Annotated in this window: 10 protein-coding genes; all 10 read left to right on the top strand. The window is 66.9% G+C overall.

Annotated elements, in window-relative coordinates:
* Positions 1-350: 350 nt before the first annotated feature.
* The 10 genes from AC3RCP_RS14730 to AC3RCP_RS14685 all read left to right on the top strand — a co-directional run bounded on the left by AC3RCP_RS14730 (position 351) and on the right by AC3RCP_RS14685 (position 11,599).
* On the top strand, positions 351-704 hold the full coding sequence (locus AC3RCP_RS14730; protein ID WP_492570186.1) for a hypothetical protein: 354 nt from the start codon (positions 351-353) through the stop codon (positions 702-704).
* Between the two features lie 118 nt (positions 705-822).
* A complete protein-coding gene (locus tag AC3RCP_RS14725) occupies positions 823-1,533 on the top strand; it encodes a FadR/GntR family transcriptional regulator (protein ID WP_007925785.1) in 711 nt (236 codons plus the stop codon).
* A gap of 114 nt (positions 1,534-1,647) precedes the next feature.
* Complete coding sequence (gene lhgO / locus AC3RCP_RS14720; RefSeq protein WP_492570184.1) at positions 1,648-2,841, top strand: L-2-hydroxyglutarate oxidase; 1,194 nt, start codon at positions 1,648-1,650, stop codon at positions 2,839-2,841.
* Positions 2,842-2,904: 63 nt separating this feature from the next.
* On the top strand, positions 2,905-4,245 hold the full coding sequence (locus AC3RCP_RS14715) for an MFS transporter (protein ID WP_277591020.1): 1,341 nt from the start codon (positions 2,905-2,907) through the stop codon (positions 4,243-4,245).
* Between the two features lie 481 nt (positions 4,246-4,726).
* Positions 4,727-5,686, top strand: a complete 960-nt coding sequence (locus AC3RCP_RS14710) for an AAA family ATPase (protein ID WP_007925774.1) — start codon at positions 4,727-4,729, stop codon at positions 5,684-5,686.
* A 5-nt stretch (positions 5,687-5,691) separates the two neighbouring features.
* Positions 5,692-6,636, top strand: a complete 945-nt coding sequence (locus tag AC3RCP_RS14705) for a DUF58 domain-containing protein (protein ID WP_007925772.1) — start codon at positions 5,692-5,694, stop codon at positions 6,634-6,636.
* Positions 6,633-7,127: a DUF4381 domain-containing protein gene (locus AC3RCP_RS14700; protein ID WP_085531051.1), complete on the top strand. Its 495-nt coding sequence runs from the start codon at positions 6,633-6,635 to the stop codon at positions 7,125-7,127. The genes AC3RCP_RS14705 and AC3RCP_RS14700 overlap by 4 nt, the downstream gene beginning before the upstream one ends.
* The gene (locus tag AC3RCP_RS14695; RefSeq protein ID WP_492570181.1) at positions 7,120-8,196 is read left to right on the top strand and encodes a vWA domain-containing protein; all 1,077 of its coding nucleotides are present in this window, start codon (positions 7,120-7,122) and stop codon (positions 8,194-8,196) included. The genes AC3RCP_RS14700 and AC3RCP_RS14695 overlap by 8 nt, the downstream gene beginning before the upstream one ends.
* Positions 8,193-9,953, top strand: a complete 1,761-nt coding sequence (locus AC3RCP_RS14690) for a vWA domain-containing protein (protein WP_492570179.1) — start codon at positions 8,193-8,195, stop codon at positions 9,951-9,953. The genes AC3RCP_RS14695 and AC3RCP_RS14690 overlap by 4 nt, the downstream gene beginning before the upstream one ends.
* Positions 9,950-11,599, top strand: coding sequence for a BatD family protein (locus tag AC3RCP_RS14685; RefSeq protein WP_492570177.1), 1,650 nt, complete (start codon positions 9,950-9,952; stop codon positions 11,597-11,599). The genes AC3RCP_RS14690 and AC3RCP_RS14685 overlap by 4 nt, the downstream gene beginning before the upstream one ends.
* Positions 11,600-11,702: the final 103 nt, after the last annotated feature.

The following is an 11,702-nucleotide window of genomic DNA, read 5'->3' as shown; positions in this document are numbered from 1 at the left end:
ACCGTTCCCGGATGGGCATCTGCAAAAACGACTGCCACGGTGCGCCGGGCAATGCCTTTACAGGTGCTCATCCGTTGCGCAGCTTAACGAGTGCGGCAAGCGCGCTGCTTGCGGTGCTGCGACATATTCGGTCATTGGCAGGCAACTGGCGGGCCAGGCCTTGAACAACACTAGCAGCCGCCGGACAAAACGGCGGTCGCGCCGAGGCTTTACGGGACTGTCGTGCCAGAAACGGTCCGCGCCGGGAACCCACTCTCTGACACACAAAGCAGCAGAAATTCCCCCGGGCTGGCAGAATTGCACTTTGTTCGCCCCGCTCCCCCACCGGAGCCAGCCCCAGGACTCGCCCCATGCAAATGACCACCGCCCACCTGATCGCCAACCCGTGCGACGACGAAGAAGACAACATGGCCATGCTCTGCTGCCACAGCAACCAGGGCGAGATGTTCCTGATGACCCGCTACCCGGACGAGGACGAACTGGAGATCACCCTGGACGGCGAACCCTCGACCCTGGACGGGGTGAAAGTCACCCTGGGCCCGACCCGCCTGCTGATCGAAATCGCCGCGGCCGACGCCGACGCGCTCAATGGCAGCGATCACCTGGAGATCCTGCACAACACCGCGGCGGCGGACCTGGCGGAAGTCGAGCAAACCCTGCAGAACATCCTCAAGGGCACCGGCACCTATATCAGAGAGTTTTGAGCTACAAGCTTTAAGCTACAAGCTTGGAGCTTGTAGCTACGAGCCACCGACTGGTTTCTTGACAAGAAACCAGCGCCCCGGCATTGTCTGACAACCTGACTTACGAGCCCCCTCCTCCATGCTTCAGCTCCAGCGCCCCGACACCCTGGTCGAACGAGTGGTCAACGCGATCCGCAAGGAGATTGACGCCGGCCGCCTGACCGCCGAATCGCGCCTGCCGACCGAACAGCAATTGACCGAGCAACTGAACGTCAGCCGCTCGGTGGTGCGCGAGGCCGTGGCGCAACTCAAGGCCGACGGCATCCTGGTCAGCCGCCGCGGGCTGGGCTCGTTCATTTCGCAGAATCCCAACGGCAGCGTGTTCCGTTTTCCCAGCCAGAAGGGCCGCAAGCCCGACCTGGTGCAGATGTTCGAAATGCGCCTGTGGATCGAGACCCAGGCCGCCTCCATCGCCGCCCAGCGCCGCGACGACGCCGACCTGCAACGCATGCGCAGCGCCCTGCAAGAGATGCACGACCAGCGCAGCGATCTGGCCGCGGCCGCCCTCGCCGACGTGGAGTTCCACCGGGCCATCGCCGATGCCAGCAAGAACCACTACTTCGTCGCCTTCCATGATTTTCTTCGTGGCCAGCTGGCCGAAGCGCGGCGCACCGCCTGGGAAAACTCGGCGGCCCATTCGGTCGGCGGTTCCGCCGATGCCGGCCGCGAACACCAGGCGCTGTACGAAGCCATCGCCGCCGGTGACCGGCAGCAGGCCGCCGCCTGCGCCGAAGCGCACCTGCGGGCCGCGGCCAAACGCTTGAAAATCGACCTGCCGAGTATCGATTAACCCCCTGTAACCCACTGTCTGGCGGACGCTGCCGCGCGGCGTCTTTTGTTTGCTTATATTTGTCTGACAACCTGATGATCAGACTCGAACAAGAATAACCAAGGTGACATCTGCATGATCTACGACTACTGCATCATCGGCGGCGGCATCGTTGGCCTCGCCACCGCCATGGCGCTGCTCGAACGCCAGCCCGGCGCCTCGCTGCTGATCCTGGAAAAGGAAAACCTCCTGGCCCGGCACCAGACCGGCCACAACAGCGGGGTGATCCACGCCGGCATCTACTACGCCCCGGGCAGCCTCAAGGCCGACCTGTGCAAGCGCGGCGCCCAGGCGACCAAGGATTTCTGCACCCAGCACGGGATCAGGTTCGAGGTCTGCGGCAAGCTGTTGGTGGCCTCCACGCCGCTGGAAGTCGAGCGCATGCATGCCTTGTACGAGCGCTCGCAGCAGAACGGCCTGAAGGTCGAACGGCTGGATGCGCAAGAACTGCAGCGGCGCGAACCGAACATCGTCGGCCTCGGCGGCCTGTTCCTCGATGCCACCGGCATTGTCGACTACCGGCAGGTGTGCGAAGCCATGGCCCGGGTCATCCAGAAGGCCGGCGGCGAAGTGCAGCTGCAAACGACCGTGCGCGCCATCGCCGAAACCGCCGACAAAGTCACCATCAGCAGCGACGACAAGGTCTGGAGCGCCCGCCAGCTGGTGGCCTGCGCCGGCCTGCAATCGGATCGCCTGGCGGCCCTGGCCGGGGTCAGGATCGACCACCAGATCATCCCGTTCCGCGGCGAGTACTTCCGCCTGCCGGCGGCGAAGAACGCCATCGTCAATCACCTGATCTACCCGATCCCCGATCCGGAGCTGCCGTTTCTCGGCGTGCACCTGACCCGGATGATCGACGGCAGCGTCACGGTCGGGCCCAACGCCGTGCTCGGCCTGGGCCGGGAGAACTATCGCAAGTTCTCCATCAACTGGCGCGACGTGGCCGAGTACGCAACCTTCCCCGGTTTCTGGAAAACCATCTGGAACAACCTCGGTTCCGGCACCACGGAAATGAAGAACTCGCTGTTCAAGCGCGGCTACCTGGAGCAGTGCCGCAAATACTGCCCGTCCCTGGAAGTCGCCGACCTGCTGCCGTACGAGGCCGGGATTCGCGCCCAGGCGGTGATGCGCGACGGCACCCTGGTGCACGACTTCCTGTTCGCCGAAACCCCGCGCATGGTCCACGTCTGCAATGCCCCCTCGCCGGCCGCGACCTCGGCCATCCCCATCGGCCAGATGATTGCCGAGAGAATCCTCAAAGCCCGTTGATCCCCGCTGCACGGGTGCCTGGCGCCCGCTTGAAAATAACTACAAACAACAAGGAATCCTCAGATGTCAGTCCATGAGGCGGCCCCGGCCGCATGCGAAACGCCGCAACAAAAACAAAAACGCCTGCGCAAGGTCGCGGCGGCGACCATCTTCGGCTCGATGCTGGAGTGGTACGACTTCTATCTGTACGCCACCATGGCGGCCATCGTCTTCTCGAAAATCTTCTTCGACCCCAGCAACCCGAAAGTCGCCTCGCTGCTGGCGTTCTCCACCTTTGCCATCGGCTTTATCGCCCGGCCCTTCGGCGGCGTGCTGTTCGGCTATTTGGGCGACCGGTTCGGGCGCAAGCAGGTGCTGGTCATCACCTTCTGCATGATGGGTGTGTGCACCACGCTGATCGGCCTGATTCCCAGCTATGCCTCGATCGGCATCTGGGCACCGATCATCCTGGTGCTGGTGCGGATCATCCAGGGCCTCGGTGCTGGCGCCGAACTGTCCGGCGCGGCGGTGACCTCCTATGAACACGCCAGCGAAGGCAAGCGCGGCAGCCAGGGGGCCTGGCCGGCGCTGGGCCTGAACCTTGGCCTGCTGCTGTCGTCGCTGACCGTCTACCTGCTGACCATGAACGGCAACGACTTCCTGCTCTCCGGCGGCTGGCGCATTCCGTTCGTTTGCAGCATCGCCCTGGTCGGCGTCGGCCTGTGGGTGCGGCGCAGCATTCCGGAAACCCCGCAGTTCGAGAAGCTGGACAAGGCGCAGGAAAAGGACAGCGCCAAGGCCCAGGCCTCGCCCCTCAAGCTGCTGTTCAAGAACGACCTCAAGGGCCTGGCCGTGGTGCTGTTCGTGGCCATCGGCTACAACGCCCTGAGCTACATCTTCAAGACCTTCTCCCTGGCCTACCTGACCCAGTACAAAGGCGTCGAGGCCCATGTCACTTCGCTGTCGGTGACCATCGCCAGCCTGGTGGCGATAGTCGCCGTGCCCTGCTTCGGCTGGCTCTGCGACAAGTGGAGCAGCAAGAAGGTGCTGATGCTCGGCGGCCTGTGCTCGGTGCTGTTCGCCTATCCGTTCCTGAGCCTGCTCAATACCGGCGAGCCGCTGATGATCTACCTGGCCATCGCCATCGGCACCGGGGTATTGGCGCCGATGATGTTCGCGCCCCAGGGCTCGTTCCTCAGCCGCCAGTTCCCGACCCAGACCCGCTCCTCCGGCTTCGGTACCGGCCGTGAAATCGGCACCGCCATCGCCGGCGGCCTGGCGCCCCTGGGCGGGCTGGCCCTGGTGGCCAACTCGGCGACCCACTCGACCGACGGGGTGGCGCTGATCCTGGCGGTCTCGGCGGTGATGGTGGTGGTCTTCGCCCTGTGCGACCAGGGCCGCAAGCACTCCAGCTTCAAGAACTGAGCACCCGCCACTGACGCGCCGTCAATCGGACGCCGCGGAGTTTCAGGTAGGCCCGGTGCGCAGGCCTTGCGAGGACTGCGTCCTCGATCGCAGCCTCGCGGGCTCGGCAGCGGCTACAGGACCACGCACGACTCCGGTTTCCACGGGGCGGCGCTGGCCCTGGCCCTGGCCTTTACCTGTAGCCGCTGCCGAGCGCAGCGAGGCTGCGATCGGGCGCGCAGCGGCCGTCAACCGGGCGACGCGGAGTTTCAGGTAGACCCAGTGCGCAGGCATTCCGACGCAGCGGCCGTCAGGGCGACGCGCCAGGCACCTGCCGCCTTCCTCCCCCCCAGGTCTCGTGATACGACCCGGGGGTTGCCGGTTATTTACAGAAATTTGCCAGGTGCCGTTAGTCGCCGGGGGCCCGGATGGATTAAAGTAACGCCCCCAGCCCTGGCGTTATTCGAACGCCCTCGGTCACCCTCTGCAGGAACAGTCATCGATGGAACATCGTGAAGCGCTACTCGCGCTGCGAACCTTTCTTTCAACGCAGATTCTCGGCCAGGAAAAACTCATCGAGCGCTTGCTCATCGCCCTGCTCGCCGACGGCCACATGCTGGTCGAGGGCGCCCCGGGCCTGGCCAAGACCAAGGCCATCAAAGAGCTGGCCGAAGGCATCGAAGCGCAGTTCCATCGCATCCAGTTCACCCCCGACCTGTTGCCGGCCGACATCACCGGCACCGAAATCTATCGCCCGGAAACCGGCAGCTTCGTGTTCCAGCAAGGGCCGATCTTCCACAACCTGGTGCTGGCCGACGAAATCAACCGCGCCCCGGCCAAGGTCCAGTCGGCCTTGCTCGAAGCCATGGGCGAGCGCCAGGTCAGCGTCGGCCGCAGCACTTATGAGCTGTCGCCGCTGTTCCTGGTGATGGCCACGCAGAACCCCATCGAGCAGGAAGGCACCTACCCGCTGCCCGAAGCCCAGCTCGACCGTTTCCTGATGCACGTGAAGATCGGCTTCCCCGACGCCGCCGTCGAGCGGCGCATCCTGCAGCAGGCCCGTGGCGAAGCGCTGAACGGCGAAACCAAGCCCGAGCGCCGTATCAGCCAGCAGGCGATCTTCGCCGCGCGCAAGGAAATCCTCGGCCTGTACATGGCCGACGCCGTGGAGGAATACCTGGTGCAGTTGGTGATGGCCACCCGCACCCCGGCCAAGTTCGACCCGGAGATGGCCGAATGGATCGCCTATGGCGCCAGCCCGCGCGGTTCCATCGCCCTCGACCGCTGCGCCCGGGCCCACGCCTGGCTGGCCGGGCGCGACTTCGTCAGCCCCGAGGACATCCAGGCGGTGCTGTTCGATGTGTTGCGCCACCGCATCATTCTGTCTTTCGAAGCAGAAGCCGCCGGCATCGACCAGGACCGGGTGGTCCAGCGGATTCTCGACGTCGTAGCCGTCGCTTGACCCCGATGAACGCCAGCCCTGTCGATGCCCCGGGCATCCGCGTCAGCCTCGCCGAGCTGATCGAGATGCGCCATCGCGTGCGCGAAGTGCAGCTGTTTTCCACGCCGAGCCAGCGCAGCCCGCTGGTCGGCCTGCACCACTCCAAGCTGCGTGGCCGTGGCGTCGACTTCGACCAGGTGCGGGTCTACCAGGCCGGCGACGACGTGCGCAGCATCGACTGGCGCGTCACCGCGCGCACCCAGGAACCGCACACCAAGCTGTTCCACGAAGAGCGCGAACGGCCGATCTTCATCATGGTCGAGCAGAGCCGGCGGCTGTTCTTCGGTTCCGGGCTGATGTTCAAGTCGGTGCTCGCCGCCCAGGCCGCGAGCCTGATCGGCTGGGCCGCCCTGGGCCACAACGATCGGGTCGGCGGCCTGGTGTTCGGCGACGACGAGCACTACGAGATCAAGCCGCGGCGCAGCAAACAGAGCCTGCTGCAACTGCTCAACCGCCTGGTGCGGGTCAACCAGTCGCTGCACAGCGAAACCGAACCCGAGCGCGACGCCCTCGGCACCGCCCTGCGCCGTGGCCGCGAAGTGCTGCGCCCGGGCAGCCTGGTGATCGTGATCTGCGACGAGCGTGCCCTGAGCGACGCCGCCGAACAGCAACTGAGCCTGCTGTCGCGCCACTGCGACCTGCTGCTGATGCCGCTGTCCGACCCGCTGGACCACGCCCTGCCCGCCGCCGGCCTGCTGCGTTTCGCCGAACGCGGCGCGCAGCTGGAGCTGGACACCCTCAACTATGAACTGCGCCAGGCCTATCGGGCGCAGAGCGAAGCGCGCATCGCCCGTTGGGAACTGCTGGCGCAGAAGCTGCGGGTGCTGCTGATGCCCCTGAGCACCCAGAGCGAAATGGTCGAGCAACTGCGCGAGTACCTGAACCCGCAACGCCCGGGGAAAACCCGATGAGCAGCCTCGACCAACTGCAGCCCTTGATCGCCCCGCCCGCCATCGGCCTGTGGCCGCCGGCACCGGGCTGGTGGCTGTTGCTGGTGTTGCTGCCGCTGCTCGGCTTTGGCCTGTGGCGGCTCAAGCGCTTCTGGCCGCGCCAACGCGCCCTGCCCCGCGCCGAACAGCCGCTGGACCCTCTGCGCCTGGCCGCCCTCGCCGAACTGGCGCTGCTGCCCAAGCCCTACGACGGCGCGCCCGCCGGCGCCTGGCTGCAACAACTCAATGGCTTGCTCAAGCGCCTGTGCCGCAACCATTACCCCTACAGCCAGAGCCATACCCTCAACGGCCGCAAGTGGCTGGCGTTCCTCGACAACCGCTGCCCGGCGGCCGGCCTCACGCGCTGGATGGTCCTGGTGGAAGGCGCCTACAAGCCCGAGTGCAAGCTCGACGACAAGGCCATCGCCGGCCTGACCCAGGCCGTGGAAATCTGGATTCGCAAACATGTTTGAGTTCGCCTGGCCGTGGATCTTCGCCCTGCTGCCGCTGCCCTGGCTGCTGCGGGTGCTGCTGCCGGTGGCCGACAGCGGCGAACCGGCGCTAAAAGTCAGCTTCCTCAGCGACCTGGAAGGCCTGGCCAGACGCCGCGCCCGAGCCAACCTGCCGACCTGGCGCCAGCAGGCTCCGTTCATTCTGTTGTGGCTGTTGCTGCTGGTGGCCGCCGCCCGCCCGCAATGGCTGGGCGAACCGCTGCCGGTGGCCGCCAGCGGTCGCGACCTGCTGGTGGCGGTGGATGTCTCCGGCTCCATGGACTTCCCCGACATGCAATGGCAGGACGAAGACGTCAGCCGCCTGAACCTGGTCCAGCACCTGCTCGGCGACTTCCTGGAAAGCCGCGAAGGCGACCGCGTCGGCCTGATCCTGTTCGGCAGCAAGGCCTACCTGCAAGCGCCGCTGACCTTCGACCGGCACACCGTGCGCGTCTGGCTGGACGAAGCGAAGATCGGCATCGCCGGCAAAAACACCGCCATCGGCGACGCCATCGGCCTGGCGCTCAAGCGCCTGCGCCAGCGTCCGGCGCAGAGCCGGGTGCTGATCCTGGTCACCGACGGCGCCAACAACGGCGGTGAAATCGACCCGCTGACCGCCGCCCGCCTGGCCGCCGAAGAAGGCGTGAAGATCTACCCGATCGGCATCGGCGCCGACCCGGAGCAAAGCGGCACCCTGGGTTTTCTCGGCCTCAACCCGAGCCTGGACCTCGACGAGCCGGCCCTCAAGGCCATCGCCGAAGCCACTGGCGGGCGCTATTTCCGCGCCCGCGACAGCCAGGAGCTGCAAGCGATCAAGGACACCCTCGACCAACTGGAACCGGTGACCCAGCAGCCGACCCAGGCCCGTTCGGCGCAAGCGCTGTACAGCTGGCCGCTGGCCGCGGCGCTGCTGTTGAGCATGCTGCTGGTGGTGCGCGAGCGCTGGCCGGACCATCCGCTGCAACGCTTCTTCACCCGCGAGCGCTTTCTGCAACCTTTGCCAGACTGGCGCGAACGGCTCAAACGCCTGCGCCTGCGGAGGCGTCGATGAGCGCGCCGTTCTGGGCCGAACTCTGGCCCCACTGGTTCCGCCCCTGGTGGCTGCTGCTGTTGCCGCTGCTCGGCTGGCTGCTGTGGCAGTTGTGGCACCGGCAGAAGCGCGCTGGCCGTTGGCAGATGATCCTGCCGCCGGCCTTTCACGCCGCCCTGCTCAGCGGCGGCAACGGCCGCGAAAGCAAACTGCCGTGGATCGCCCTCGGCCTGGCCTGGATTCTCGCCGTGCTGGCCCTGCTCGGCCCCGGCTGGCAGCGGGTCGAACAGACCAGCCAGAAACCGGCCGACCCGCTGGTGGTGCTGCTGGAACTGACCCCGGAAATGCTCGCCGGCGACGTCCCGCCCAATCGCCTGGAACAGGCCCGGCGCAAGCTGCTGGACCTGTTGCAGGTACGCAGCGATGCGCAGACGGCAATCGTGGTCTACGCCGGCAGCGCCCACACCCTGGTGCCGCTGTCGGACGACCTGGCCACCAGCCGCAACCTGCTGGAAGCCCTCAAGCCGTCGATCATGCCCCTGCCCGGCCATCGCGCCGACCTGGCCCTGCAAAAAGCCTTGAAGCTGCTGGACCAGGGCGCGCTGGGCCAGGGCCGGATCCTGCTGATCGGCTCGTCCCTGAGCGAGCAGGAACGCCAAGGCATCCGCCACGCCCTCGGTGGCCAGGCGCCGCAGCTGTTGATGCTCGGGATCGGCAGCCGCCAGGGCTCGCCGGTGGCCCAGGAAGACGGCAGCTTTCTCAAGGACGAACAGGGCGCGATCCTCATGTCGCGCCTCGACGGTCCGAGCCTGAAGCGCTTCATCGGCGAGGTCGGCGGCCGCTATCGCCCGGCGCGCCTGGACGATAACGACCTGCGCGGCCTGGGCCTGCTCAGCGGTCCGCAGAACCTACGCAGCGACGGCCAGACCCTGCGCCTGGACACCTGGGCCGACCAGGGTTACTGGCTGCTCCTGCCGCTGTTGCTGCTGGCCGCCTGCGCCGGGCGCCGCGGCTGGCTGTTCTGCCTGCCGCTGCTGCTGTTCGCCGTGCCGCAGCCCAGCTACGCCTTCGAGTTCAACGACCTGTGGCTGCGCCCCGACCAGCAGGGCCAGCGCCTGCTGGAACAGAAGCGGCCCGGCGAGGCGGCGCAGCATTTCGAGGACCCACAGTGGCAAGGGGTGGCGCTGTACGAGGCCGGCAACTACGCCGCTGCCGCTCAGCGCTTTGCCGAAGGCAACGACGCCCGCGCCCACTACAATCGTGGCAACGCCCTGGCCAAGAGCGGCGAGCTGGAAGCCGCGCTGGATGCCTACGAGCAGGCCCTGGAACTGCAACCGGAGCTTGCCGCCGCGCAAAAGAACAAGGCCCTGGTCGAGCGCCTGCTGCAGGAAACCGAGCCCGCGCCGCCGGAAGAACCGGCCAAGGGCGAAAGCCAGGACAACGACGAAACCCGCCAGCCGCCGCAAGCCGGCGCGGCGACCCAGGCACCGGTCACCCCGGGCCAGCAGCCGCCGGAGAACAGCCACCCCACCAGCGCCGACGAGTCGACGGACGACGAGGTCGCCACCCCGGGCAACGATGCGGTTCCCGGCAGCGAACTGGGCGACGAACAGACCACCACGCCGCCGCTGCGCGATGCCCAGGACAATTTCGACGGCGAACACCGTCAGGCATTGGAACAATGGCTGCGGCAGATTCCGGACGATCCGGGCGAACTGCTGCGCCGCAAGTTCTGGTACGAACAGCAACAACATCAGGATCAGGGAAAAATTCGATGACCCGCTTCACCGCCCTCTTACTCACGCTTGTGCTGACACTCGGCGCCTTTGCGGCCCGGGCCGAGGGGCTGGTCGCCAGTGTCGACCGCAGCCGCGTGAACTCTGGGGAAACCGTCGAGCTGACCCTGGAATCCAACAATGTCACGCTGTTCGGCAAACCCGACCTGACCCCGCTGCAAGCGCAGTTCGAGGTCCAGGGCACGCGCCAGGTCAACCAGTTGACCAGCCTCAACGGCGACAACCGCGCCATCACCCGCTGGATCATCACCCTGCTGCCCAGGACCACCGGCACCGTGGTGATCCCGCCCCTGCAACTGGGCGAAGTACAGAGCCAGCCGATCACCCTGCAGGTGCTGCAAAGCGCAAGCCGCAGCGACAGCGCGCCGCTGGAGCCGGTGTTCATCGACGCCAGCCTCGACCAGGACAGCGTCTACGTGCAGGCCCAGGCGGTGCTGACCCTGCACATCTATCACTCGGTGTCGCTGTACGACGACAGCAGCCTGACGCCGTTGCAGATCGACGACGCGCGGGTCGAACAGCTCGGCGAGTCGCGCACCTATGAAAAAGTCATCAACGGCGTGCGCCACGGCGTGATCGAGATCCGCTACGCGATCTTCCCCCAGCACAGCGGCGTGCTGGACATTCCGGAGCTGACCTTCAGCGCCACCCTGGCCGACACTGCCAGCACCCAGGACCCGGCGCCCCAGGGCCTGAAGCCGGGCAAGCTGATGCACGTGAGCTCGGCGCAGATGCCGCTGACGGTCAAGGCCAAGCCGGCCGAATACCCGGCCGACGCGCCCTGGCTGCCGGCCCGCAGCCTGAGCCTGGGGGAAAGCTGGAACCCCGAGCCGGACCACAGCCAGGTCGGCGACTCGCTGACCCGCAGCCTGACCCTCAAGGCCGAGGGCCTGTCCAGCTCGCAGCTGCCACCCTTGCCGGTGACCGAAGCCAACGGCCTGCGCAGCTACCCGGACCAGCCGCAACTGAGCAATCAAGTCAGCGACCGCGGGCTGATCGGCAGCCGCGAAGACAGCCAGGCCCTGGTGCCGAACCGCAGCGGCAGCATCGACCTGCCGGCGCTGGAGGTGGTCTGGTGGAACACCCATGAGGACCACCTGGAACGCAGCAGCCTGCCGGCGCGCACCCTGCAGGTGGCGAACAACCCGAGCCTGGTGGCGGACACCCCGGCCGGTGCGACGCCATCTGGCGCCGGTGGCGACAGCGGCACGCTGTGGGCCTGGAAACTCAGCACCCTGCTGCTGGCCTGCACCACCTTGCTCGGCTTCGGCCTCTGGTGGCGCGCGCGCTGGCAACCGGCAATCCTGCGCGCTGTGCAGGCCGGCCCCAACCCGCGCACCCTGCTCGACGACCTCAAGCGCGCCTGCCTGGCCAACGACCCGCAAGCCACCCGCCAGGCCCTGGACGCCTGGGCCCGCCAGCAACCGGAAACCCTGGCCGACATGGCCGCCCGCTTCGTGCCCCTGTCCGACGCCCTGGACGGCCTCAACGGCGCGCTCTACAGCGAAACCGGCCACTACTGGCAAGGCGAAGAACTGTGGCGCGCGATCCGCGCCATCCCGATCGCCGAACACGTCCAGGCCCCACTGGCCGACACCAGCAGCCTGCCGCCGCTGTATCCGAAATAACCCAGGAAACTCTGTAGTCGCCTGAGCCGATTCCCACCTCCATTTCAGAATTTTCCCCTTCCCCAGCACGGGTCGAGAGTGAGCTAATTCCTCACTCTCTCCC

The organism is Pseudomonas sp. GW822-FHT05A08 (assembly GCF_058800485.1).
Note: the sequence above shows the minus strand (reverse complement) of the source record. Positions and strands in the feature narration are given on the sequence as shown.